A 23806-nucleotide genomic window follows, 5' to 3' on the forward strand; every position below is an offset into this window, starting at 1 on the left:
CAGGTAGCCCCCGCACGGGCGGGGCGGTGGTCCGCTATCATTTGCGGACCACCCATCACTCTAGGGGCCTGCGTCAGACGGGCCGCGGAGGAGACAAATGACTCTTGCAGGGAAGCTGATGTGGACGCCCACGCAGGCGTTCGCCGACGGCAGCCAGCTGGCCGCCTTCATGCACTGGCTGCGCCGCGAGCGTGCGCTGGATTTCCGCGACTACGCCAGTCTGTGGCAGTGGTCGGTCACCGATATCGAGGCATTCTGGCAAGCCATCGTCGACTATTTCGACGTGCGCTTCGACACGCCGGCCAGCGCCGTCCTGGCCCGCCGCGCCATGCCCGGTGCACGCTGGTTCGAAGGCGCCACGCTCAACTACGTCCAGCAGGTATTCCGCCACGCCGGCACAGGCCCGGCCCGCGCACGCACGGCCATCCGCCATGCCGGCGAGGCGCAGCCGCTGGCCGACATCAGCTGGGATACGCTTGAGGCCCAGGTGGCCTCGCTGGCGCACGCGCTGCGCCAGATGGGCGTGACGCGTGGCGACCGCGTGGCGGGCTACCTGCCGAACATCCCGGCAACCGTCGTGGCCTTTCTGGCCACCGCCAGCATCGGCGCCATCTGGTCGGGCTGCGCGCCGGACATGGGCCAGGTGGCCGTGATCGACCGCTTCCGGCAGATCGAGCCGAAGGCGCTGATCGCGGCGGACGGCTACCGTTATGGCGGCAAGGCGTACGACCGCGCACCCGTCATCGCCGATCTGGTGGCCGCCCTGCCCTCGCTGACCGATATCGTGATCGTGCCGACGCTGGGCAGCGATATCGACGCGGCCATCGGCGGCGCCAACACTCATCTGCGCCGCCACGCATGGGCCGATGTGCTCGCGCACGACGTACCGCTGCAGGTGGATCCGGTGCCGTTCGACCATCCGCTGTGGATCGTCTACTCGTCGGGCACCACGGGCATGCCAAAGCCAATCGTGCACGGCCAAGGCGGCATCGTGATCGAGCAGCTCAAGCTGATGGCCTTCCACAACAACCTGGGCGCCGACGACGTATTTCACTGGTACAGCAGCAGCGGCTGGATCATGTGGAACGCACAGGTGGCCGGCCTGCTGCTGGGCACGACCATCGCGCTGTACGACGGCAATCCGGCGTGGCCCGATGCCGGCGTGCTCTGGCGTTTCGTTGACGAGGCCCGCGTGACGATGTTCGGCGCCGGCGCCGCGTTCTTCACCAACTGCATGAAGGCGGGCGTGGAGCCGACGCAGATTGCCGATGTGTCGCGTCTGCGCGGCATCGGCTCCACCGGCTCGCCGCTGTCGGAAGATGCCTATGCCTGGATCTATGCCCATGTCCGCGAGGACGTCTGGCTGGCGCCGATGTCGGGCGGCACCGATTTTGCGGGATCGTTCGTGGCGGGCTGCCCGGTGCTGCCGGTACACGCCGGCGAGATGCAATGCCGGTGCCTGGGCGCCAAGGTGGAAGCGTTCGACGAGCACGGCCACGCGCTGATCGACGAGGTGGGCGAACTGGTCTGCACCGAGCCGATGCCGTCGATGCCGCTGTTCCTGTGGGGCGATGCCGATGGCAAGCGCTATCGCGACAGCTACTTCGACGTGTACCCGAACGCCTGGCGTCATGGCGACTGGATCCGCATCACGCCACGCGGCGGCGCCATCATCTACGGGCGCTCCGACGCCACGATCAACCGCCACGGCATCCGCATGGGCACCAGCGAGCTGTATCGCGTGGTGGAGGAGTTGCCCGAAGTGCTCGACAGCATGGTGGTCGACCTCGAATACCTGGGGCGCGAATCGTATATGCCGCTGTTCGTGGTGCTGCGCGACGGCATGGCGCTGGACGATGCCCTGTGCGACGCCATGCGTGCCCGCATCCGCGTGGCGCTGTCTTCCCGGCACGTGCCGAACGAGATCGTGCAGGTGCCCGGCGTGCCGCGCACGCTGTCGGGCAAGAAGATGGAAGTCCCCATCAAGAAGCTGCTGCTGGGCCATGCGCCGGACCGGATCGCCAATCCGGACGCAATGGCCAATCCGGACTGTCTGGCGTGGTACTTCGCCTATGCAGCCGACTATCTGGCGCGCCAGCCGCGCGTGGCCTGAGCGGCGCGGCTGGCAGGCGGCCCGGCGTCAGAACTCCACGTCGAGTTCGCTGATCTCGTCGGGCTCCTCGCGCGCCGCGCCAATCCACTCCTGCATTTCCGGCATCGCCAGGATGGTCTTGCAGAACTCCACCAGCGGCGCCTCCAGCTGCACGCCATAGGTGACGAAGCGGGTGACCACCGGCGCATACATCGCATCGGCCACGGTGCGATGCTTGCCGAACAGGTAGGGGCCGCCGTAGCGCGTCAGGCATTCGGTCCAGATCGTGGTGATGCGGTCGATGTCGGCCTGCGCACGCGACCACACCTTGAGGCCCGGGAAATGGCCCTTGAGGTTCATCGGCAGCGCCGCGCGCATCGCGGCAAAGCCGGAGTGCATCTCGCCGCAGATGGCGCGGCAATGGGCCCGCGCAACCAGTTCGTCGGGCAGCAGCCGGGCCTTCGGCTTGATCTCGTTGAGGTATTCGGCAATCGCCAGCGTGTCCCACACGGTCACGCCCTGGTGGCGCAGGCAGGGCACCAGGATCGACGGCGAGAGCAGCAGGATTTCGGCGCGCACGGCGGGATCGTCGGGCGGCACCAGCACCTCCTCGAATTCCAGCCCCGCAAAGCGCGCGAGCAGCCAGCCGCGTAGCGACCACGATGAATAAGTCTTGCTGCTGATGGTCAGGGTTGTCTTGGCCATCTTGCCTCCTCCGCCCCCGGGGCGTAACGTCCGCTTGCAGTATCGGCGGCCCGGACGCGTTTCGCCAGTACGCACCCGGGCGGTGCGCCTGCTGCATGGTTGGCACCAGCCCGAAGCGCCTGCCACATCGCGCGCCGGAGCCGCGCGATGGCAACGCCACCCGGTGCACCGCGTGTGTTCCGGCGCACGGAACCGATTCCCGATCCGCAACCTGCGTGCCAACATCGAGGGCGATGGCACATTAATTGCGGCGCCGAGCGTTGCAAGCGGGAGATCGAGCCATGCTCTACCAGGCCTACCAGACATATGCAGACTTGATGCAGCCGGCGTGCTCGCTGGCCGACATCACGGCCACGCTGCTCGGCGCATGGCGCCGCGGCGACCAATCCGAGCCGCTGCGCACCCTGCGCGCGGCATGTGAAGTGTTGGCGCTGGCCCGGCTCACCCACTACCGGCCGCCCTTCGGCATCGACAGCGTGCGCATCCGTGGGCAGGACGTGCCGGTTGTCGAGGAAGTGGTGACGCGTACGCCGTTCTGCACGCTGCTGCGCTTTCGCCGCGAGGGCGTGCCGCAGCAGCCGCGTGTGCTGCTGGTGGCGCCAATGTCCGGCCACTTCGCCACGCTGTTGCGCGGCACGGTGGAAACCATGCTCCGCGACCATGACGTCTACATTACCGACTGGCACAACCCGCGCGATGTGCCGCTGGCGTGCGGCCGCTTCGGCTTCGACGAATTCGTGCAGCACCTGATCGCCTTCCTGCACGCACTGGGCGGCAACACGCACCTGGTGGCCGTATGCCAGCCCACCGTGGCCGCGCTGGCTGCCGCCGCGCTGATGGCCGAGGACGGCGACGCGATGCAGCCGCCCAGCCTGACGCTGATGGCCGGCCCGATCGACGCCCGCGTGAATCCGACGCGCGTCAACGCGCTGGCCACCAGCCGCCCCATCGAATGGTTCGAGAGCACGCTGATCGGCAATGTGCCCTGGCGGTTTGCCGGCGCCATGCGGCGCGTGTATCCGGGCTTCGTGCAACTGATTGCCTTCATGAGCATGAACCGCGAGCGGCACGAGCAGGCGCTGCGCGACCTGTACGAACTGCGCGCCCGTGGCGAACACGCCAAGGCCGATGCCATCCAGGCGTTCTACACCGAGTACTTCGCCACGATGGACCTGACGGCCGAGTTCTACCTGGAAACGGTCAGCCTGATATTCCAGCGCTTTCTGCTGGCGCAGGGCCTGCTGGACGTGGGCGGACGACGGGTGTCGACGCGCGCCATCCGCCGCACGGCGCTGCTGACCATAGAAGGCGAGCGCGACGATATCTGCGCCATCGGGCAAACCATGGCCGCGCAGGACCTGTGTTCGAGCCTGCGCCCCTACCTGCGCATGCATCACATCCAGACCGGGGTCGGCCACTACGGCGTATTCAACGGCAGGCACTGGGAGGCGCAGATCTACCCGCTGGTGCGCGAAACCATCTACATGAGCGACGACATCCGGCGGTAGGCGCCGCGAGCGTGTGGGAGGCCGGCCGCACCAAGCCGGCGCCGCACTTGCGCTACGCTTGCGGTTTTCGACACGCCACGGATGCCGACGATGACCACGACACAGCGCTTCCAGGGCCAGGACCTGCTCCGGGTCGGCCATGACGACCACTACCTGCTGCTGGCCCCCGCGCACGGCGGGCGGCTCGTACGCTGGGTGCATCGCGGACACGACATCCTCTACTGGCCCGACGACGCGGACTGGACCCGCGTCGCGAAGGTGCGTGGCGGCAATCCGCTGCTGTTTCCGTTTATCGGCCGGCATTTCGTCGAAGGCGAAGCTGGCCGCTGGCGCGACGGCGCTGGCGAGGTCCACGACCTGCCCCAGCATGGTTTTGCACGCGACCTGCCGTTTGCCGTCTCGGAACTGTCGGAGGATACCGTCAGCCTGTCGCTGACATCGTCGGACCTGACCCGGCCGGGCTATCCGTTCGCGTTTGTGTTCACGGCGACGTATCGGCTGGTGCCCCACGAGCTCGACGTCTCGCTGCACGTCCGCAATACCGGGGAAGTGGCGCTACCCCCGATGCCTTGCTACGCGGGCCATCATTTCTACTTCGCCCTGCCGCATCAGGCGCGCGGGCAGAGCCGCATCGTCATGCCGCCCGCTGTGCGCGTGCGTCAGCAGGCCGATGGCAGCCTGACCGCGCCCGAGCCGGGCGAACCCGCCTATCGCGTGGACGATCCGCGGCTGCAGGACACCTTCCATGTCCTGCAGGCCACGCCAGGCGATGCTGGCGCTGCGCGACTGGAACTGCCCGCCCGCACGATCGAGATCGCGCTCGATGCCCCAGACGCAGTGCCCTGGTATGCCGTGACCACCTGGACCGAGCGCGACGACTCCGACTTCTACTGCGTCGAGCCGTGGCTCGGCCTGCCGAACGCCATCCATCACGGACACGGGTTGCGATGGCTGCCGGGCGGGACGGAAGAGACCGCGACGTGCCGGCTGGTCATTCGATAGCCTCGTCGATCGCCGTCAATGCACCAGATGCTCGAAATCGAGCCCGCCGATCAGCACCGCGGGCTCTGCCTGCGTGCGCGAGTTGAAATCGATCTGCCGGGGTTCCTGCCAGGCATCGAGCTTGGCCGGCAAGGCTTCGAGATACGCGTCGAAGCGCACATCGCCACCCGATGCAAACAGGCGGTCCACTTCGAAGCTGTCCCACGATAACGTGATGTCGATCGGATGCGCGTAGCGGCCGCCATCAGGCCGGGCCGCCGCCCAGACGCGCAGGCAGGCGGGCTGGTCCGGCGCGGCTGCCGGCAGGATATCCGCATGCAACATGCCGCGGGACAGACGCTGCACGCGCTCGACAATGCGCGGGAGCAGATCGGAATTGAAGCGTTGGGCGGGAACTGGATGCACGGGCGGGGGCGTCTCGTGAGGGGGATCGGGTATTGTGCGCCGGGTTGGGGCGGCGCGGCCACCGGGCGAAACCCGCCGGCCAACCATGCTACAATCCGCCCCCAGTAAGCCATGGCGGGCGTCGTATAATGGCCATTACCTTAGCTTCCCAAGCTAAAGACGTGGGTTCGATTCCCATCGCCCGCTCCACTTCTTATCTGACAAGCCGCCTCTGGCACCCGGTCAATGGATGACCGGCGCTCCGCCCGGCGGTTTTTTGTTGCCATGCTTCCCCAAGACACGAACACCGACACGCTGCCGGGCGACGACGCCGACGGCGCCAGCGGACAACCTGCAGACGCCACCCCTGCCAATCCGGGTGACGAGGTCGCGCATCCGCGCCGCATCCGCTCGTTCGTCAGGCGTGCCGGACGCACATCCACCGGCCAGCAGCGTGCCATCGACGATCTCGGTCCGAAGTTCATCGTGCCCTACCAGGCCGAGCCACTGGACTGGGCCGCCACGTTCGGCCGCGAGGCACCGTCGATTCTTGAAATTGGCTTCGGCATGGGCGAAACGACCGCGCATATCGCCAAACTGCGTCCCCAGGACAACTTCCTGGGCTGCGAGGTCCATGAACCCGGCGTAGGCGCACTGCTGAAGCTGATCGGCGAGAACGATCTGCAGAACGTGCGGATCATGAACCACGACGCCGTGGAAGTCATCGCACATATGCTGACCGAGCAGTCGCTGGACGGCGTGCATATCTTCTTTCCCGACCCCTGGCACAAGAAGCGCCATAACAAGCGCCGCCTGGTGCAGCCGCCCCTGGTGAAGGTGCTGGCCAGCCGCCTGAAGCCGGGTGGCTATTTCCATTGCGCCACGGATTGGGAAGAGTACGCGCACCAGATGGTGGAAGTACTGGGCGGCGAGCTGACGCTGGAAAATACCTCGACGGCTGCCGGCGGATTTGCAGAACGCCCCGATTACCGACCCGTGACCAAGTTCGAAAAACGCGGCGTGCGGCTAGGCCATGGGGTTTGGGACGTGGTATTCCGCAAGAAATAAGAAAGGGGCCCGGAGGCCCCTTTTTCATGCTGTCGCAGATTTGCGCTTGCGTCGCAAATCACGCGTGCCAGGACACCATACCCGTCCAGGCCGTCAGCAGCACGATGATCCCGAAGGCAATCCGATACCAGGCGAATGGCTTGAAATCGTGCGTGGCCACGAACCGCAGCAGCCAGCGTACGCACAGGAACGCCGACAGGAATGCGAACACGAAGCCGATGCCAAAGATGCCCAGGTCGTCGGCCGACAACACCGCGCGCGCCTTGTACAGTTCGTAGACCGTGGCGCCGAAAATGACCGGGATCGCCAGGAAGAACGAGAATTCGGTCGCTACCTGGCGCGACAGGCCAAACAGCATGCCGCCGATGATCGTGGCGCCAGAACGCGAGGTGCCGGGCACCAGGGCGAAACACTGGGCAAGGCCCACCTTCAGGGCATCGCGCCAGGTCAGGTCGTCGATCGATTCGATGCGCGGTGCGCCAGCCTTGGCGGCTTCCAGCAGCGCATTGCCCTGCGGGTGCGATACCGTACCGCGGCGCCCTTCGCGCCATTCCGCCCAGAGAATCACCACGCCGCCGACAATGAATGCCAGGGCCACGGTGATCGGGTTGAACAGATGGGCCTTGATCCATTTGCCGAACACCAGCGCCAGGACGATGGCCGGCACCGTGGCAACGATCACGTTGATCGCAAAGCGCTGCTGCTTCGGATCCGAGACCAGGCCGCCCAGCGCAGCGCCGATACGGCGCCGGAATTCCCAGCAGACTGCCAGGATCGCGCCGAACTGGATCACGATCTCGAAGATCTTGCCCTTTTCGTCATTGAAGTCCAGTAGTTGCCCGGCAAGGATCAGGTGGCCGGTGCTGGAAATGGGAAGAAACTCGGTCAGTCCTTCTACGATGCCGAGAATCACGGCCTTGAGGGCGAGTGCAATATCCATATGGACTCAAAAAGTAGGCGCGAATGGCGGCTGGCCCGCCAGCGTTGCCCGAAGGCATCGCATTATTGTTGCTCTGGATTTACGGCCGATTAATCTTGACGTTAATACCGTCAGGCAGGACGGTGATTGTACCGGGCTCCACGCTGGTGCCGGCCAACCGCAGCTGCTCGGGCTTGAACGTGTACAACGGATAGTCCTGCAGCAGTTGCTCTGACAGGATACCGCCCAAAGCATTCAACTGGCGTGAAAACTGGCCTGGCAACCCCTGCACGTCGAACTGCTTGACTTCGGGGTCCTGCAGTACAAGCGAATGGCTGGGCGGGTCGTAACGCAGCGCGCTGTCGAGTGCAAAGCGCCCGGTCAGCGGCTGGCGGAAAAACAGCCGGTTATCGATCGTGGCATCGAAGCTGACGAGCACACGATTGCGCGTGGAGTCGAGCGCCAGCTGCGGATTGGCAAGCTGGATGTCGAACACCTCCATATAGCGCTTGTTGAACGGGAATTTCCTCGCCAGCGCGTCTTGCAGCTGGCTTTGCGAGAATGTGTACTCGCTGCGGAATACGCTGCAGCCCGCGAGCCAGCCCGTGGCTGCCAGCGCGGTCACACCCGCAGCCGCCAGCCAGCGCCGGCGCGTCATCGCAATCATGCATGCCTCTCCATCAAACAGCCTGGTCAGGCCACTACTGCAGCCGGCGCGGTCGCCTGCTCAAGCCGCGTCAGCCAGACCATCGCTGATTCGCGGGAATTCCCGCACATTTCGGCCGACGGACGAAGTCCGCCGCAGAACGCCGGCCGCTCCGGCTGTCCGAACACCGCGCAACGCATGTCCGCCATCAATTGCGCGCACCGCTGACCGGCCGGCTTGCCATTCGGCATGCCCGGCAAGGGTGACGTGATGGAAGGCGCGATACAGCAGGCGCCGCAGCCGGCACGGCAGGTGGGTTCAGACTGGCACGACATGGTGAAGGTTCAGCGGCAGGATGCCGACAATACAATGACGGCGCCGCCAATACGGCGCCACGTCGGCATTGTGCCTGACCCGATCCGCGAGACCTGCAACAAAGCGCAACTTGAGTAACATGAGTCACTTTTACCGTTCGTCGCACGCCGCTTGACCCCGCAATTCCGGTCCTCTACATTACTGACCGACAAGTTATTAATATCGCGATGCATCCCGATGCAATCGCTCTGGCGCCTGTCCCGTGAGCCCTGCCCTACCCAAGAAAGATTCCGAAACCCGCCGCTGGAGCCGGCGCAAGGCCGCACGCCCGCAAGAGCTGGTGGCTGCCGCGCTGACACTATTCGTTGAGCGCGGCTACGCGGCCACCCGATTGGAAGACGTGGCGGCAGCAGCCGGCGTTTCGAAGGGCACGGTCTATCTGTATTTCGCGAACAAGGAAGAGCTGTTCAAGACCGTGGTCCGAGAGAACATGGTGCCGGCCCTGACCAAGGGCACGGATCTCGTCGACACCTACGAAGGTTCAACGCCGGAGCTGCTGCGCGAGCTGCTGCTGGGCTGGTGGGGCCTGATTGGCGCTACGCCGGTGGCGGGCCTTACCAAGCTGATCATTGCCGAATCCGGCAATTTTCCGGATATCGCACAGTTCTATCAGGACGAAGTCATGGGGCCTGGCGACGAACTGTTTGCCCGTGTGCTGGCTCGTGGGGTGGCGCGCGGCGAGTTTCGCCAGGTGCCTGCCAACCCCGCGACCACACTGCTGTGCGCGCCGCTGGTATTCCTGATGCTCTGGCGCAGCGCCTTCAGCCAGGTGAACGTGCCGGTCATCGACCCCGACGCTTTCCTGGATCAGTTGCTGCATACGCTGCTGTTCGGCCTGACCACGGGCGCCGCCCGCGACACCCCGCTGCCCGTGCCTCAAGGCCCTTTTGTCTGGGAACGGATCCGCGACGAGCTGATGGCGGAGCGCGCCGCCGCGCAATCCGCGCACTCAGGGCTGCCCGGCCAGGACGACGCACAGGCCCATCCGACATGAAGACACCCCACGCCGTGCTTCGGCCCGCGTGCCACGACGCAACGCTAACCGTTTGTAAACATGCCAGGCCCGTTGACGGGGGTAAAATAGTGGGCTTTTGCGTAACATCCCGACACGCGGCGGCTCTGGCACCCGGCGGGACACGGCAAATCCGGCATCAATCGAAACAACAGCGTTGACGGCGGGACAAACCCGGCCGGCGGCGCAACCCCGCAAGCATCTGGAAGGAAAGGCAAGATGGATCTCGAAAAAGCCCGATTCAACATGATCGAACAGCAAATCCGCCCATGGGACGTGCTGGACCAGGAAATCCTGGACCTGCTGGCCGTGGTCAAGCGTGAGCAGTTCGTGCCGCAGGCCTACGCCGCGCTGGCCTTTGTCGACATGGAGATTCCGCTGCCGGGCGGCGAGAACATGATGCCGCCGCGCGTGGAGGCCCGCCTTCTGCAGGACCTGAACGTGCGCAAGCACGAGAACGTGCTGGAAATCGGCGCCGGTTCGGGCTACATGGCCGCACTGCTGGCCGCCCGCGGCCGCCACGTGGTGACCGTCGACATCCGCCCGGAACTGGTGGCACTGGCCCGCCAGAACCTGGCCAATGCCGGCGTGACCAATGTGGAAGTGGCCGAAGGCAATGCCGCCGAGGGCTGGGCCGTGGCCGCCCCGTACGACGTGATCTGCATCTCCGGCTCGCTGCCGGAACTGCCGCAGTCGATCCTGTCGCAGGTGAAGGTCGGCGGCCGTATCGCCGCCATCATCGGCGAGGCACCCGTGATGGAAGCCCGTATCATCACGCGGGTGTCCGAGACCGAGTATCAGGTGGTGAACCTGTTCGAGACGCTGGTCAAGCCGCTGCAAGGCGCCGCGCAGCCGTCCCGCTTCAAGTTCTGAACCGGAGCCAGCCATGCAGGTAATCACTGCCCCCGAACTGGCGCAATGGCTGGCTGATGCCAGCCGCGCCAAGCCGGTGTTGCTGGATGTGCGCGAAGACCTGGAAGTGCGCACCGCCGCGATGCCCGGCATCACGCATATCCCGATGGGCCAGATTCCGGCCCGTCTGAACGACATCGACGAAGATGCCGAGATTGTCTGCATCTGCCACCACGGTGCACGCAGCATGCAGGTAGCCAGCTTCCTGGAGCGCCAGGGCTACGCCAAGGTCTGGAACCTGACCGGCGGCATCCACGCCTGGTCGACCCAGGTCGATCCGTCCGTCCCGCAGTATTGATCCGGAAACGGTCCCGGCAGCCCGCCGGGACCGTACTACCGCGCAGCACCCCAGCCGTACCCGCAGCATTCGCAGCATTCGAAGTACCCCGTCCCTGGCAGTACCACCCGTCGCAACCTATCGATCGTTGGCCGCGCGTGCCGCTGGCCGAGCTGGAGATGTCATGAGTTTTGCGCTTTCCGCCGTGCCCGCTGCGGCCAGGAAACCCCTGGTGCTGGCGGCCGCCCTGCTCACCTGGCTGCACATGCCCTCTGCGCTGGCCGCCGATCTGCTGCAGGTGTATCGCGACGCGCAAGCCAACGACGCACAGTTCGCCAGTGCCCGCTCCCAACTGCTTGCCACGCGTGAAAAGCTGCCCCAGGGCCGCGCGGGCCTGCTGCCGCAGGTCGCCGGTACGGCTGGCGCGCAACGGACCATGGCCGACTACAGCTCGCCGGTGGACACCACGCGCTACTTCAATGCCAATACCTGGGCGCTGCAGCTCACGCAGCCGCTGTTCCGCTGGGACCGGTGGGAGACGTACAAGCAGGGCGAACTTGCGTCGCTGGCGGGCGAAGTCACGTTCCAGCAAGCGCAGCTGGACCTGATTACGCGGGCGTCGCAGGCGTACTTTGACGTACTGGCCGCGCAAGACAATCTCTACCTGGCCGGCGCACAGAAAAAGGCCATCGGCGAACAGCTGGAACAGGCCAAGCGGAATTTCGAGGTGGGCACGGCCACGATTACCGATGCCAATGATGCGCAGGCCCGCTATGACCTGGCGACGTCGACGGAAATCGCAGCCCAGAGCGCGTTGGAGGTAACCCGAGCAACGCTGCAGCAAATCACCGGCAAGCCCGTGGACGACCTCATGGGACTACGGCCCGAGGCCCAGATCCCTGGCCCGCAGCCGGCCGATGTGAACGCGTGGGCATCGCAGGCCGAGCAGACCAATCCGCAGGTGGGGCTGGCAGGCTACAACCTGGAGACCGCCCAGCGCGAGACCAACAAGGCCAAGGCGGGCCACCTGCCCTCCGTGGACCTCGTGGCGTCGTACGGCTACACCAATGCGCAGGGCACGGCCACGCAGCTCAGCAACGTGGGCAGCCGCTACAACTCCGGCGTGGTGGGCGTACAGCTGAATATTCCCATCTTCACGGGCGGCCAGATCCAGTCGCGCGTGCGCGAGACCCTGGCACTGGCCGACAAGGCCGCCAGCGACCTCGAGTTCGCCCGCCGTACCGCGGCACAACAGGCGCGGCAGACGTACTCCGGCGTTTTCAACGGATTGGCCCAGGTCAAGGCCCTGGAAGCGGCGGAACGCTCGGCCCAGAGCGCGGTGGAATCGAACCAGCTGGGCTACGAGGTGGGGGTGCGGATCAATATCGACGTGCTCAACGCCGAAGCGCAGCTGTTCTCCACGCGCCGTGACCTGTTCAAGGCCCGCTACGACGCCATCATGAACGGCATGCGCCTGAAGGCATCGACCGGCACGCTGTCCGAAGACGATGTGGTGCAGATCAACACGCTGCTGACCCAACTGCCGGGGGCGATGTACAAGTTGCCGGCGAAGATGAACGTGGGGTCTGCACCAGCCGCCAAGCCGGCGCGAGGAAACGGTTCCCGACGGGACATGCCCGGGCTACCGCGTAGCTAGGCGGATATCGCTTTGCCACTCACCTCGTGGCTTCAGGTGGACAAGGATGACGATCTCGCGGTGGAGGCTGCCGCGTCACGACCGGCGTCCGACCTGACGACAGTTCCCGCCGCATTGGCCTCTCGACCGGCCAAGCCCAGCAGCAAGCCCATCAAACCAGCATAGAAAACGATATTTGCCTGGTGCGCGAGGGTCACCTGCGTCAGACCCGATAGCAACGACGCCATGATGACGGCAAGACCTGCCGCACCGACGCTTTCACCACAAACGTTGCCTGCTGCGCGGCACGTACGAATCAACCGCCAGAACAGCGCGGCCGGCACGAGGAACAGGCCAAGCAAGGTCAACAACCCGGGTACACCCGTCGTGGAAGCCGCCTCCACAACATCGTTATGTGCGTGTTCAAGCACGCACACCATCGACTCCGATCGGTGGGAGCAATACGGGGCCGCCTTTAGAATCAGCGCGAACTGTCCGACCCCAATGCCCGACCACGGATGCTCGGCAAAATAACGCATACCGATTTCCCACATCTGCAACCGTGCGCCAACTGACGATTCCGAATTACCCTGATCAAACTGGCGTACCTCCATCACTGCCTTATCCACCCTCTCGGCGAGCGGACTACCAGGTACAAGGTACGCTCCACCAACCATGGCGACGATGGCTGCGCTGGAAGCCAGGAACATGCGCAGGCTGAAGCCGCGATACCGGACCAGAAGCAAGGGAAACAGCGTAAGCAACATCGCCACCATGCCGCCACGTGAGCCGTTCATCATGAGGATCGGCGTCGCACAAACGACGTTGAACCAAGCCTGAACGTGCGTACGGAGTCCGTTGCCGGGCCTAGCAAAGCCCACTAGAGCCAGTGCTGCCACCATGTTTGCAAACGCGATAGGCTGCACCCAGGCCGACGGCCGATCAATGTGCAATACCAGCGTCTGGAAGGTCACTATCACCAGCGCTCCAAACAGTCCCAGAGTAATGCCGGTCCATAGCCGCTCAGGATTTGGCGCGGCGCGAACGATAATCCAGCATGTGAGGACCGCCAGCAGCATACGGGACGGATTGTCGATCACATTCCATGGGATGTGGTGATAAAACTTCGACACTAGGTAGACCGCCAGGAACGCCAGAACCGCGAGAGTCAGCGGCATCAGCACATTGGCGTGCTGGCGCCAATCGCGTCCTAGCCCACGCCACCCGCCCAGAAGCACCACACCGACACCAGCCAGAAACACCCCTGCCCCACGCGGCACACAGAGAATCAGGATCGGAAACGCAAAGATGAGGGCATCGGCCATCATCGACAGCCGGCTAGAGCGGATAGTCATAAAGTGCGAAAGAGTCACTCGCGCTGCCAACAACCTGCGTCACCGGCCAGCGCCAAATCAACCCGCCATTCTAATCGATCGCCCTTTCACTTCCCCCTACGCCGCTCAACCACCTCAAGCAATTGCCAGCGGATGGCCGAGGCATCAGCCGGGGGATTCGGCACCTGATATTCCCTCACGCGCAGCTTGTAGGTGATGCCCGGCTCGAAATCGAGGCCTTCGATCGGCCCGTACCAGAGCTGCCACGGCGCATCGGCCGATTCCCGCCAGCGGTAGCACTGCAGCTTGCCAGCGCCGGTGCATTCCACGCGTTGCGAATCGATATAGACGATCTTTTCGCGGCCGGGCACACCGCCGGTGGCCGGGTCCACCTTGTCGCCGCGCCGGCCCACGCCTTCGCGTTCGACAAACTGCAGCAGATCGCCGTCGGCCGTCTTCCAGATGATCTGGCGGCCCATGGCCCCGGCCGATGGCTGCGTACCGACGGTGGTGAACGGCGACTGCATCGCCTTCAGCAGCGCCGATTCCGTTTCCATGCGCGGGCCCGGGCAGGCCATGCGCGTGCCGGCGACACGGTCGAACCGGATGCCGGTATTGGTCTTGCCATAGCCTCCGGTGAAGCGATTACAGCCGCTGGTGCCATTGACGGTGCCTTGCGACGAGTCAATGCCATCGCTGAAATTGAAGACGATCGGCTCGCCGTTGTCGCCATGCGGAATGTCACGCAACGTGCCGTCTGGCATCTGCCAGCGCACCAGTTCCCAGCGACTGGGGCCGCTGGAGCGGGTTTCGTTGAGGCTGGCGCTGGCCGACGGATTGTCGGGCGGCTGGCCCGTGGCGCAGGCCGACAGGATGGCGGCGGCGCCAAGCAAGAGTGTCACGACAAGGGGACGCAGAACGCTTTGCATGGGTCGACTCCTTCAGACTGCCGCGGCAAGCGCAGCAAAATCCACAAATCCCGACCAGTCTAGCGCCCTGCGCGCCGTCTGTATGTCAGCGCAACACTGGCGCCAGCGCGCCAAGTGTCCGAGCCGTCGCCCCCCGATGCAGACCCGCGAACGTCAGCGCGTTTGCCCGCATCTCGGCCAGCCGGGCCGGTTCGCCCAGCACGCCGGCCGCCGCGGCCATCAGCTCGTCGGCATTGGCCACGCGCAGGCAGGCGCCGGCGGCGATGGCATCTTCGGTGGCCTGCGCAAAATTGAACGTGTGCAGGCCCATCAGCACCGGCGTACCGACCGCGCAGGCTTCGATCAGGTTCTGGCCGCCCAGCGGAATCAGGCTACCGCCGATATAGGCGATGTCCGATGCCGCATAGTACATCGCCATCTCGCCCATCGAATCGCCAAGCACGACGTCGGCCGTAATGGGCGCGGTCGCCTGTTCGATGTCGAGCGCACTGCGGCGCTGCACCGTGAATCCGGCGCGCGTAGCCATGGCAGCGACTTCATCGAACCGCTGCGGATGGCGCGGCACCAGCAGCAGCGCGGGACGCGTGGCGCCCGGCCAGCGCGAGAAGGCCTCCAGGATCAGCGGCTCCTCGCCATCGCGCGTGCTGGCAGCGGCCAACACCTGGCGGCCGCCGAAGGCGCGCCGCAGAAGCTGCCCGCGCGCCATGCCCACCTCTGGCGGCTGCATGTCGAACTTCAGGTTGCCGGTGATCTGCACCGATTTCACGCCCAGCGCCCGGTAGCGCTCGGCATCGCCCGGCGTCTGGGCCAACACCATCGTGAAATCGTTATATAGCGAAGCCGCCGCGCTGCCAAAGCGCGCGGTGCGCCGATAGCTGCGCGGCGACAGCCGGGCGTTGACCAGGAACAGCGGCACGCCGGCACGCCGGGTCACATGCACCAGGTTCGGCCAGACCTCCGTTTCCATGATCAGCCCGGCGTCCGGCCGGAAGTGCGACAGGAAGCGCCGCACCATATAGGGCACGTCATACGGCAGGTAACACTGCTGCACGCGCGGGTTGCTGCCGTAAAGCTGCGCGCCGGTCTGCCGCCCGGTGGGCGTCATGTGCGTGAGCAGCAGCCGGTGTTGCGGATAGGCGGCGAGCAATGCGTCGATCAACGGCTGCGCTGCGCGCGTCTCGCCCACCGACACGGCATGAACCCAGAGCCACGGGCCGTCCGACGGCAGGTCGTCGTAGCGCCCGAGGCGCTCCCCCACGTGATGAAGATAGCCAGGTTCCTTGCGCGACCGCCACGTCAGGCGCAGCAGCGCCAGTGGCAGGATCACCAGCCACAGCAGGGTATAAACAATTCGAAGCATCAGACGGAGACTCCGCGCACGCGCCGCGCGGCGGCATAGACCTCGTCGACGTCGGGCACGATGCCGTCGTCGCCCACATTGGCGATGCGTTCCGACCAGTAGCCCTCGGTCTTCCAGCGCCATGTGGCTGTGTAGATTTCGACGGTCGGCCGACACAACGCTGCAGCGATATGCACAAGACCGGTATCGACACCGATCACCACCTCGGCCCGGTTGATCAGGCCAAAGCCCTGCATCACCGAGAAACGCGGCAGCACCTGCGCGCCGGGCATGCCGGCGGCCAACGCCTCGGCGTCGCGCCTTTCCGACTCGCTGCCCCACGGCAACAGCACGGCAAGCCCTTCGGCATGCAGTTTCTGGCCCAGCGCATGCCAGTTCGCCACCGGCCAGCGCTTCTTCGCGCCCGCTGTCGCATGGAAGCAGACCGCATAGCGCGCCGGCAGGCCGGCCCACAGCGGATCGTCGACATGAAGCGTGCTGGCGGCCGGGCCAAAGAAGCGCGGCGGCTCCGGCGGCGTGGTGCCCGTCAGCGCCGCTCCAAGCAGGCGCGAGCGCCGCACGGAATGGGTCTGCCGGGGCACCTTGACCGGCGCCGTGTAGAACAGCCGCGCCGCCGGCTCGTAGCCCGAGCCCTGCGTGGCATTGCCCAGGCCAATGACCGGGGCGCCTGCAGCGCGCGCAGCCGTGCACGCGACGATGGCCGTCTTGAGCAACCCCTGGGTTTCCAGCACTGCGTCGTAGGCCTGTTCGCGGATGGCCGCGCGCAACGCCCCCACCTCGGCCCAGGTCTCGCCCTGCCAGAAGCGCTTGCGCCAGCGTCGCAACGCAAACGGAATCACGCGGCGCACTTCGGGCAGCAGCTTCACCAGGTCGACATAGCCCTCTTCCACCACCCAGTCGATCTCGGCCTCGGGCCAGCGCGTGCGCAGATCATGCACCAGCGGCATGTTGTGCACGACATCGCCCAGCGACGACACCTTGACGATCAGGATGCGTGGCCGGGCCGGCAACGCAAATGCCCCCACCGCCGCCAATGGCTGCGGTGGGGTCTTGGCCGATGGCTGCACAACCTCAGAACGGGAGCTTTGCATCCGGTTTTTCCGCCAGGATCACGCGCTTGAATTCGGCCTGGATGCGCGCCAGCGCGGCATCGTTGTCGGCCTCGAAGCGCATGACCACCACGGGCGTGGTGTTCGACGGCCGGGCCAGGCCAAAGCCGTCCGGATACTCCACGCGCACGCCATCGATCGTGATCACTTCCTTCGCGCCCTCGAACTTCGCATTGGCGCGGATCTTGTCGAGCAGCGTGAAGGCTTCGCCCTCGGCGCACTTCAATTGCAGTTCCGGCGTGCAGTTCGAGTTCGGCAGCGCGTTCAGCACGGCGCTCGGGTCGGTATGGCGCGACAGGATTTCCAGCAGACGGGCGCCGGTGTACAGGCCATCGTCAAAGCCGTACCAGCGGTCCTTGAAGAACACATGACCGCTCATTTCGCCGGCGATCGGCGCGCCCGTTTCCTTGAGCTTGGCCTTTACCAACGAATGGCCGGTCTTCCACATCAGCGGTTCACCGCCATGCTCGCGAATCCACGGTGCCAGCTTGCCCGTGCATTTCACGTCGTAGATCACCTGCTGGCCCGGATTGCGCGACAGGATTTCCTCGGCAAACAGCATCAGTTGCCGATCCGGGAAGATGACCTGCCCATCCTTGGTGACCACGCCCAGGCGGTCGCCATCGCCATCGAAGGCCAGGCCCAGTTCGCAGTCGGTCTCGCGCAGGCATTTCATCAGGTCCTGCAGGTTTTCAACGTGCGCGGGATCGGGATGATGGTTCGGGAAATGGCCATCGACGTCGCAGAACAGCTCCACGACCTCGCAGCCCAGCCCGCGGAACAGATCGCCGACGAACGCCCCGGCCACGCCGTTGCCCGCATCCAGGGCGATCTTCATCGGACGGGCCAGCTTGACGTCGCCAACGATGCGGTCCAGGTACTGCTGGCGGACATCCACCAGCTTGTAGCTGCCGCCACCCTTGGTGAAGTTGCCCGCATCGATGCGCTGGCGCAGGGCCTGAATCTGGTCGCCATAAATGGCCTTGCCGCCCAGCACCATCTTGAAACCGTTGTAGTCGGGCGGATTGTGACTGCCCGTGACCATGATGCCGGACGTGGCGCGGCGGCCATCCAGCTCGATATTCGTACCGAAATACACCATCGGCGTGGCAACCATGCCGAGATCGATTACATCCAGGCCGGCGGCGCGCAGGCCTTCGACCAGCCCTCCCAGCAGATCCGGGCCTGAAAGACGGCCGTCACGGCCGACCACCACGGCTTTTTCGCCAAGTTCGACGGCGGCCGAGCCAAACGACAGGCCGATATGGCGGGCCACTTCCGGGGTCAGCGACTTGCCGACGATGCCGCGGATGTCATAGGCCTTGAAGATCGAGGGATCAATTTGCATGTGGCTTCCTGGAAACAAGGTTCATCGTGCGATTCCACCCTTGGCGGGACGCCTCGGGAAGGGGCGCGGGCAGGGCGCCAAAAAGCCGTATTGTGCCGGATTGCGCGTGGCGCAGGCGCTATAATCGCCTTCAGCCGCCCCTTCAGGGGAATTTTTCGGCGCTTTTTGACTGCAATCGGTCTGCCCGCGCACGTTCCAGCGGGCATCCGATTCACGAGAAAGGCGGATTGACATGTCAAGCGCCCAGATGGCTCCGCACCGCCGCCGTTGACGAATCCGCCACTACACCTGATGACGCTGTCCAATCCGTTGCCTGATCGTCCGCGCATCGCCTTTCTCATCACCAACTCCGAGACAGGTGGCGCCCAGACGCACGTTGCCGACCTGCTGCGCGCCGTGCGCGGGCAAGCCGATGTCGTGCTTTTGGCGGGGGGCAATGGGCCGCTGTTCGACCAGGCTGCCGAACTGGTTATCCCGACAATCCGGCTGGCGACAATGGACAATGCCCTATCGGCGTTCAAGGCCTTCGCGGCACTGCGCGAACTGATAAGCGCCCTGCGCCAGGCGGCGCCTGATGTCATACACACCCACAGCGCCAAGGCGAGTGCCCTGGGACGTGTCGCCGGACGCCTACTCGGCATACCGGTCGTCTACACTGTGCATGGCTTCGCATTTAAATCGGCCGCACCCTGGAAGCAGCGCACTGTGGCCCGGCTCACCGAATGGCTGCTGGCACCGCTGACGAACCAGTTCATCTGCGTGGCCGATGCCGAGCGCCAACTGGCGCGCAGGCTGCCTATTGCCAGGCATCGCATCCACGTCATTCCGAACGGCATACAGGACGTGCCTGGACGGGCGGAGCCGTCCGCGCCCCTGCGGCGCGTCGTGACGGTCATGCGCCTTGCGGCACCCAAGCGCCCCGACCTGCTGATACGGGCATTCGCCGCGGCGCAACTAGCGGACTGCGAACTGGTCATCGCCGGTGATGGGCCGCAGCGCATGGCCCTGGAGCAACTTGCCAGTCAACTGGCACCGGGGCGCATCCGTTTTGCCGGTAACGTCGGCAATGTGGCTGCAATTTTGGCCAACGCTCAGGCATTCCTGCTGGCATCCGACCACGAGGGGTCTCCGATATCCGTCCTGGAGGCGATGCGCGCAGGGTTACCTGTGGTTGCCAGTGACCTGCCGGGCATCCGGCAACAACTAGACGACGGTCGGTGTGGCGTACTGGTCGACAGCAATTCTATTGAGTCATTTAAAAAGGCGTTACGGAATCTTGGGCACGATGCCGCCGAACGCGCCGCTCTGGGCAAGGCTGCGCGTGCCCGATGGGAAGAACAGTTCGGACTGGACCCCATGGTGCGTGCTACCTGGGCGGTTTATCAGCAGGCATTGCCAGCGATCCGGCAGTTTGCGACGCGGGTATCAGCATCATGAGCTTCATCCATACCGATTCATGGCGGCGCAACGGGCACGGCACGCGGGCTCGCTCTGAGACAATCCGGCGCGCCGGGCGCATGATTACGTGGGCCGTGCTCGGACTCGTACTGTTTGCCGCCAACACGGGGCTGTCCGAGTTGGCGCACCAAGCAGGTTGGGTAACATATGTTTTCCCGCGCACTCTGGCTTGGACAGCCCTGCCCTACCTGACCGCATTCGTCTTGCTGCACCGAGCGCTCCATTTACCGCCAATGGAGGGCGCCAGTATCGTCGGCCTGGCCACGACGCTGCCATTCGCCATGCTGCTGATCGTCTATGCGGGACTTCACGTCGAGTATTCACGCGGTGCGGTGTTGGTCAGCTACATCACGACTCTGGGCTGGATCTGGCTGGGATACCGACACTATGTGCAGAAGTACGTGCCCGTGTTCGGCTACATGGACCCAGAGACGCTGCAGCAATTAAACCGGATTGTTTCGATGCCTGGCTCGGCCCCACCAAGCCAGACGCGCTTCGAGCAGATTCATTCCATCGAAGACGCCATGCATTGCGATGGCATCATGGTGGAGCGAGGACTGACCGCCGACCCCGTACGCACGCGTCTGCTGGCCCAATACCAGACGGGGCATCTGCGTATGTACTCTGTGGAGCGGATCGGCGAAATGCTGACCGGCCGCTTGGGCGTAGACCATATCGACGAGAATTTTCTAGACGGTTATGCCGATCACTTTCTGTATGACTACGTGAAGCGGCTGGTCGACATCGTCGCCGTCATAGCCCTGGCCCCGATTGCCTTGCCGGTCGGCCTCGTTGTGGCAGTGGCCGTCAACATGGAATCCACCGGCGGCGCCCTTTTCCGCCAGGCACGTGTCGGGCTCTTCGGCACGCCATTCACGATGCTCAAATTCCGCAGCATGGGCGTGGATTGCCACGCGCCAGCGCAGTTCGCTGCACGGCAGGACCCTCGCGTTACACGCGTGGGCCGTATCATCCGCAAGTACCGCCTTGACGAAATTCCCCAACTCTGGAATGTGCTCGTGGGTGACATGAGTTTCATTGGACCTCGCCCTGAGCAAGTGCCAATGGTCAATGCCTTCACGGAGTCGATTTCCTACTATCCATACCGCCACCTAGTACGGCCCGGGCTATCGGGCTGGGCACAGGTGCGACAGGGATACGTCGGCTCGCACGAGGAAACCGTCACAAAGCTCAGCTACGATCTCTACTATGTCAAGCATTGCTCGATCACCCTGGATTTGCTGATTGCAGTGAAGACGTTTAGGACGTTGGTAACGGGGTATGGGGCACGGTGATCAGTGCTGAGGCTGAGGCGTCCGCACCAGAGTCTATGCGTATTCTCTTTTTGACCACCGGCCTCAAGCTTGGCGGCGCCGAGCAGCAGATTGCTGCGCTGGCCCGAGCTTTTGTCGATCTCGGGCATCAAGTCGCCATCATCACCCTGACACCAGGATGCGATGTCCGGCTTCCTCCTGACGTAGAAGTCTTCTCCCTGAACATGCGCAAGACTCCCCTGTCTGCGCTTTGCGCGCTATACCGCGCCAGGAAAATCGTCGGCCAATGGCGGCCAGATGTCATCCACGCCCATATGATTCACGGCAATCTTTTTGCCCGCGCATTAGCTCGCACGACATCGGTGCCGCCCGTCATCTGTTCGGCCCACAGCGCCCGCGAAGGCGGGAAGCTGCGTGCCATGGCCTATCGTGTAACGGACCGTTGGTGTGCGCTAACGACACATGTCAGCGCAGCGGGACGAGAAGCCATGATCAATAGTGGCGCGGTCCAGGCAAGCCGAATCATTGTCATGCCAAATGGCATTGATACTTCGCGCTTTGCACTGAAAGCATCGGTGCGGGACTCCGTGCGCAAGGACCTGCTGGTGGACGCCGGCGACATTGTCTTGCTTAGCGTAGGACGCCTCGTCCCGGAGAAGGACCATGCGCTTTTGATTCGTGCCTTCTCCCTCCTTTACACGGAGGAGCCCCGGCTTCGTTTGCGCATTGCCGGCGACGGACCACTGCGCAATCAACTCCAGGATGACATTGCCGCAATGCAACTCTGCGAGGTTGTCCAACTGCTGGGGACCCGGCAAGACATCCCAGACTTGTTGCATGGCGCGGACATCTTTGTCTTGTCGTCGCAGATCGAGGGCATGCCCTTGGTGATTGGCGAGGCCATGGCCACTGGATTGCCAGTTGTCGCTACCGACGCTGCGGGCGTAAGGGAAATCGCTGGCAACCTCGCCACGATCACTCCGGTCGGCGACGCGGCAGCGCTAGCCCAGGCGCTGCGGTCTGCCGTGTCCCGACTGCCCACCACGCCCGATCAATGTGCAAAAAATCGCAAGCGGATTACCAGCCATTTCGATATCCGGGTCATTGCCGATCGGTGGCTCATTCATTACCAACACCTGACGGAAGGCTTTTGATGCGCCGAGTTGTCGCTAGCAATCTTCTCTGGATGCTCGCGGACCGCGGGTTGCAAGTCGGCGTAGGCATTGCGGTAGTCGGCATGCTTGCCCGAGCCCTAGGAACCGAAGGCTTTGGCCATTTCCAGTACGCCCAGTCCCTGGTCTTCATTGCCGCTGCAATTCCCCTTGTCTGCTCCGCGGAGGTGGTAGTCCCTCGGCTTGTGGCATTGCAGACGACCGAGGACAAGCATTCCCTGCTGATGCATGCGTTCGCCATCCGATTTGCAGCAGGAGTATTTGGGTACACTTTGATAGGCGCCTATCTGCTTCTGACCCAACAGCCTGCCGATACATGGATACCTGCCATGATTCTCGGCATGGCCATCATGCTGCGCGAACCGTTTGGCGTCGTCATCGCATGGATGCAATCACGAACGCATAACCGACCGAATGTGATCTTCAACCTTGTGGCTCTGGCCGCTAAGGCGGCGCTGGTCGGCAGCCTCTTCTTCACGGGTGTTCACGCCATTGCTCCCTACGCCAGTGCGTTTGCGCTCGAGGCGGCCATCGCAGCCCTGCTGCTAACTTGGTATTACTTTGCCCGTGCACCGCGTGAGATACCGCCTTACATTCCGACGCTGACACGAGATCTGATCCGAGATGGTACGCTTTTCTGGATCAGCTTCATGGTGATGGTAGCCGCGCGCCGCGCCGACCAGTTGATACTGAAGCCTCTCGTTCACGTAGCGGAGCTGGGCGCCTACTCGGCAACGATGCAGATTCTCGACAACTATACGACCATTGCAGGGATCCTTGCTGCTGGGATTGCACCGCTGTATGTTTATGCACAGACGGACAGATTGATAGCACGCAGAAATATCCTTGTGGTGGCTGGTGCGATGTTGGTTATTGGATTTTGCGGTGCAGCGGTCCTCGCCCTCTCCGCCGACTGGATTGTCAGGCTGCTATATGGTCCGGCGTTCGCTGCCACAGCCGGCCTGCTGCGCTTAGGCGCAGTAGCCTCGTCACTGACATTCGCCGATGCCGGATTGAGCCTGCTGGCAATTTACCTGCGAAAGCCGCGATGGATCGCCTTGAAATGGGCGCTGGTACTGAGCACGACCGTTCTAGTCGACGTTATCGCCATCCCGCGCCTTGGGACAATGGGCGCGGTGCTCGGCTACGCGACCGCGAACGCTGTCGCTGTGGCGTTCGGCGTCACCCTGTGGCTAAAAGTTGGCAAAGCGTCGATGTCTGGCACCGAACAGGGTGCCGCAGCACCATGAGCACCATAGCCTTTCTCACCGGCACACTGAATGCCT

The 23806-nt window shown here is 64.3% G+C and carries 23 protein-coding genes and 1 tRNA gene; 14 read left to right on the forward strand and 10 right to left on the reverse strand.

Features of this window, described 5'->3' with window-relative positions; genetic code table 11:
- Positions 1–97: 97 nt before the first annotated feature.
- Complete coding sequence (locus A9J21_RS03075) at positions 98–2113, forward strand: acetoacetate--CoA ligase (RefSeq protein WP_066731737.1); 2016 nt, start codon at positions 98–100, stop codon at positions 2111–2113.
- Positions 2114–2140: 27 nt separating this feature from the next.
- Here A9J21_RS03075 and A9J21_RS03080 read toward each other — a convergent pair whose 3' ends face one another.
- Positions 2141–2797, reverse strand: a complete 657-nt coding sequence (locus A9J21_RS03080; RefSeq protein ID WP_066731738.1) for a glutathione S-transferase family protein — start codon at positions 2795–2797, stop codon at positions 2141–2143.
- Between the two features lie 281 nt (positions 2798–3078).
- Here A9J21_RS03080 and A9J21_RS03085 point away from each other — a divergent pair, with 281 nt between their 5' ends.
- Positions 3079–4305 (forward strand): polyhydroxyalkanoate depolymerase, encoded by a 1227-nt coding sequence (locus A9J21_RS03085; RefSeq protein ID WP_066731740.1) that lies wholly within the window; start codon positions 3079–3081, stop codon positions 4303–4305.
- A gap of 81 nt (positions 4306–4386) precedes the next feature.
- Complete coding sequence (locus A9J21_RS03090; protein ID WP_066731743.1) at positions 4387–5307, forward strand: aldose epimerase; 921 nt, start codon at positions 4387–4389, stop codon at positions 5305–5307.
- A gap of 15 nt (positions 5308–5322) precedes the next feature.
- Here A9J21_RS03090 and A9J21_RS03095 read toward each other — a convergent pair whose 3' ends face one another.
- Positions 5323–5712 (reverse strand): DUF5594 family protein, encoded by a 390-nt coding sequence (locus A9J21_RS03095; RefSeq protein WP_066731745.1) that lies wholly within the window; start codon positions 5710–5712, stop codon positions 5323–5325.
- 114 nt (positions 5713–5826) lie between these two features.
- On the opposite strand from A9J21_RS03095, the gene A9J21_RS03100 reads away from it, so the two are divergent.
- Positions 5827–5901 (forward strand) — tRNA-Gly (locus tag A9J21_RS03100).
- A gap of 75 nt (positions 5902–5976) precedes the next feature.
- Positions 5977–6759 carry a tRNA (guanosine(46)-N7)-methyltransferase TrmB gene (trmB, locus tag A9J21_RS03105; protein ID WP_066731748.1) on the forward strand — a complete coding sequence of 261 codons (783 nt, stop codon included), beginning with the start codon at positions 5977–5979 and terminating at the stop codon, positions 6757–6759.
- 58 nt (positions 6760–6817) lie between these two features.
- Here trmB and A9J21_RS03110 read toward each other — a convergent pair whose 3' ends face one another.
- The 3 genes from A9J21_RS03110 to A9J21_RS32195 form a co-directional block, all read right to left on the reverse strand.
- Entirely contained in the window at positions 6818–7699 is an 882-nt protein-coding gene (locus A9J21_RS03110) for an undecaprenyl-diphosphate phosphatase (protein WP_066731750.1), read from the reverse strand.
- A gap of 79 nt (positions 7700–7778) precedes the next feature.
- Positions 7779–8345, reverse strand: coding sequence for a DUF1439 domain-containing protein (locus A9J21_RS03115; RefSeq protein ID WP_066731752.1), 567 nt, complete (start codon positions 8343–8345; stop codon positions 7779–7781).
- 26 nt (positions 8346–8371) lie between these two features.
- Entirely contained in the window at positions 8372–8659 is a 288-nt protein-coding gene (locus A9J21_RS32195; RefSeq protein ID WP_082926213.1) for a YkgJ family cysteine cluster protein, read from the reverse strand.
- Here A9J21_RS32195 and A9J21_RS31360 point away from each other — a divergent pair.
- From A9J21_RS31360 to A9J21_RS03140, 5 genes are all read left to right on the forward strand, one after another.
- Positions 8574–8777, forward strand: coding sequence for a hypothetical protein (locus A9J21_RS31360; protein WP_066731755.1), 204 nt, complete (start codon positions 8574–8576; stop codon positions 8775–8777). The two genes, A9J21_RS32195 and A9J21_RS31360, sit on opposite strands and share 86 nt — an antisense overlap.
- 124 nt (positions 8778–8901) lie before the next feature.
- Positions 8902–9693: a TetR/AcrR family transcriptional regulator gene (locus A9J21_RS03125; RefSeq protein ID WP_066731757.1), complete on the forward strand. Its 792-nt coding sequence runs from the start codon at positions 8902–8904 to the stop codon at positions 9691–9693.
- Positions 9694–9930: 237 nt separating this feature from the next.
- Positions 9931–10584 (forward strand): protein-L-isoaspartate O-methyltransferase, encoded by a 654-nt coding sequence (locus A9J21_RS03130; RefSeq protein ID WP_066731759.1) that lies wholly within the window; start codon positions 9931–9933, stop codon positions 10582–10584.
- 13 nt (positions 10585–10597) lie between these two features.
- Positions 10598–10921: a rhodanese-like domain-containing protein gene (locus A9J21_RS03135; RefSeq protein ID WP_066731761.1), complete on the forward strand. Its 324-nt coding sequence runs from the start codon at positions 10598–10600 to the stop codon at positions 10919–10921.
- A gap of 163 nt (positions 10922–11084) precedes the next feature.
- Positions 11085–12557 carry a TolC family outer membrane protein gene (locus tag A9J21_RS03140; protein ID WP_066731763.1) on the forward strand — a complete coding sequence of 491 codons (1473 nt, stop codon included), beginning with the start codon at positions 11085–11087 and terminating at the stop codon, positions 12555–12557.
- Positions 12558–12589: 32 nt separating this feature from the next.
- Here A9J21_RS03140 and A9J21_RS03145 read toward each other — a convergent pair whose 3' ends face one another.
- The 5 genes from A9J21_RS03145 to A9J21_RS03165 form a co-directional block, all read right to left on the reverse strand.
- A complete protein-coding gene (locus A9J21_RS03145; RefSeq protein WP_231906794.1) occupies positions 12590–13909 on the reverse strand; it encodes an O-antigen ligase in 1320 nt (439 codons plus the stop codon).
- A gap of 68 nt (positions 13910–13977) precedes the next feature.
- On the reverse strand, positions 13978–14799 hold the full coding sequence (locus A9J21_RS03150; RefSeq protein ID WP_066731772.1) for an META and DUF4377 domain-containing protein: 822 nt from the start codon (positions 14797–14799) through the stop codon (positions 13978–13980).
- 85 nt (positions 14800–14884) lie between these two features.
- Positions 14885–16159, reverse strand: coding sequence for a lipid IV(A) 3-deoxy-D-manno-octulosonic acid transferase (gene waaA, locus A9J21_RS03155; RefSeq protein ID WP_066731774.1), 1275 nt, complete (start codon positions 16157–16159; stop codon positions 14885–14887).
- Positions 16159–17250 (reverse strand): lipopolysaccharide heptosyltransferase I, encoded by a 1092-nt coding sequence (waaC, locus tag A9J21_RS03160; protein ID WP_066731776.1) that lies wholly within the window; start codon positions 17248–17250, stop codon positions 16159–16161. Before waaC ends, waaA begins: the two co-directional genes overlap by 1 nt.
- Entirely contained in the window at positions 17231–18616 is a 1386-nt protein-coding gene (locus A9J21_RS03165) for a phosphomannomutase/phosphoglucomutase (RefSeq protein WP_066731778.1), read from the reverse strand. Before A9J21_RS03165 ends, waaC begins: the two co-directional genes overlap by 20 nt.
- A gap of 291 nt (positions 18617–18907) precedes the next feature.
- Between A9J21_RS03165 and A9J21_RS03170 the strand changes: the two genes are divergently transcribed.
- From A9J21_RS03170 to A9J21_RS03185, 4 genes are read left to right on the forward strand one after another with little or no spacing between them, the layout of a single operon-like run.
- The gene (locus A9J21_RS03170) at positions 18908–20053 is read left to right on the forward strand and encodes a glycosyltransferase family 4 protein (protein ID WP_066731780.1); all 1146 of its coding nucleotides are present in this window, start codon (positions 18908–18910) and stop codon (positions 20051–20053) included.
- Positions 20050–21369, forward strand: a complete 1320-nt coding sequence (locus A9J21_RS03175; RefSeq protein ID WP_066731782.1) for a sugar transferase — start codon at positions 20050–20052, stop codon at positions 21367–21369. Before A9J21_RS03170 ends, A9J21_RS03175 begins: the two co-directional genes overlap by 4 nt.
- 35 nt (positions 21370–21404) lie before the next feature.
- Positions 21405–22502, forward strand: a complete 1098-nt coding sequence (locus A9J21_RS03180) for a glycosyltransferase (protein WP_066731784.1) — start codon at positions 21405–21407, stop codon at positions 22500–22502.
- On the forward strand, positions 22502–23770 hold the full coding sequence (locus A9J21_RS03185) for a lipopolysaccharide biosynthesis protein (RefSeq protein WP_066731786.1): 1269 nt from the start codon (positions 22502–22504) through the stop codon (positions 23768–23770). Before A9J21_RS03180 ends, A9J21_RS03185 begins: the two co-directional genes overlap by 1 nt.
- Positions 23771–23806: the final 36 nt, after the last annotated feature.

The organism is Cupriavidus sp. D384, assembly GCF_001652915.1.
In the GTDB taxonomy this organism is placed as follows: Bacteria; Pseudomonadota; Gammaproteobacteria; order Burkholderiales; family Burkholderiaceae; genus Cupriavidus.

Excerpts from the sequence above, each read along its gene's own strand:
- A9J21_RS31360 (WP_066731755.1), top strand. The coding sequence starts at position 8,574 with ATGCCCGGCAAGGGTGACGTGATGGAAGGCGCGATACAGCAGGCGCCG.
- A9J21_RS03080 (WP_066731738.1), bottom strand. The coding sequence starts at position 2,797 with ATGGCCAAGACAACCCTGACCATCAGCAGCAAGACTTATTCATCGTGG.
- A9J21_RS03170 (WP_066731780.1), top strand. The coding sequence starts at position 18,908 with ATGACGCTGTCCAATCCGTTGCCTGATCGTCCGCGCATCGCCTTTCTC.
- A9J21_RS03165 (WP_066731778.1), bottom strand. The coding sequence starts at position 18,616 with ATGCAAATTGATCCCTCGATCTTCAAGGCCTATGACATCCGCGGCATC.
- A9J21_RS32195 (WP_082926213.1), bottom strand. The coding sequence starts at position 8,659 with ATGTCGTGCCAGTCTGAACCCACCTGCCGTGCCGGCTGCGGCGCCTGC.
- A9J21_RS03090 (WP_066731743.1), top strand. The coding sequence starts at position 4,387 with ATGCCGACGATGACCACGACACAGCGCTTCCAGGGCCAGGACCTGCTC.
- A9J21_RS03180 (WP_066731784.1), top strand. The coding sequence starts at position 21,405 with ATGCGTATTCTCTTTTTGACCACCGGCCTCAAGCTTGGCGGCGCCGAG.
- A9J21_RS03115 (WP_066731752.1), bottom strand. The coding sequence starts at position 8,345 with ATGATTGCGATGACGCGCCGGCGCTGGCTGGCGGCTGCGGGTGTGACC.
- A9J21_RS03185 (WP_066731786.1), top strand. The coding sequence starts at position 22,502 with ATGCGCCGAGTTGTCGCTAGCAATCTTCTCTGGATGCTCGCGGACCGC.
- A9J21_RS03175 (WP_066731782.1), top strand. The coding sequence starts at position 20,050 with ATGAGCTTCATCCATACCGATTCATGGCGGCGCAACGGGCACGGCACG.
- A9J21_RS03150 (WP_066731772.1), bottom strand. The coding sequence starts at position 14,799 with ATGCAAAGCGTTCTGCGTCCCCTTGTCGTGACACTCTTGCTTGGCGCC.
- A9J21_RS03085 (WP_066731740.1), top strand. The coding sequence starts at position 3,079 with ATGCTCTACCAGGCCTACCAGACATATGCAGACTTGATGCAGCCGGCG.
- waaC (WP_066731776.1), bottom strand. The coding sequence starts at position 17,250 with ATGCAAAGCTCCCGTTCTGAGGTTGTGCAGCCATCGGCCAAGACCCCA.
- A9J21_RS03140 (WP_066731763.1), top strand. The coding sequence starts at position 11,085 with ATGAGTTTTGCGCTTTCCGCCGTGCCCGCTGCGGCCAGGAAACCCCTG.
- A9J21_RS03075 (WP_066731737.1), top strand. The coding sequence starts at position 98 with ATGACTCTTGCAGGGAAGCTGATGTGGACGCCCACGCAGGCGTTCGCC.
- A9J21_RS03130 (WP_066731759.1), top strand. The coding sequence starts at position 9,931 with ATGGATCTCGAAAAAGCCCGATTCAACATGATCGAACAGCAAATCCGC.
- A9J21_RS03110 (WP_066731750.1), bottom strand. The coding sequence starts at position 7,699 with ATGGATATTGCACTCGCCCTCAAGGCCGTGATTCTCGGCATCGTAGAA.
- trmB (WP_066731748.1), top strand. The coding sequence starts at position 5,977 with ATGCTTCCCCAAGACACGAACACCGACACGCTGCCGGGCGACGACGCC.
- A9J21_RS03135 (WP_066731761.1), top strand. The coding sequence starts at position 10,598 with ATGCAGGTAATCACTGCCCCCGAACTGGCGCAATGGCTGGCTGATGCC.
- waaA (WP_066731774.1), bottom strand. The coding sequence starts at position 16,159 with ATGCTTCGAATTGTTTATACCCTGCTGTGGCTGGTGATCCTGCCACTG.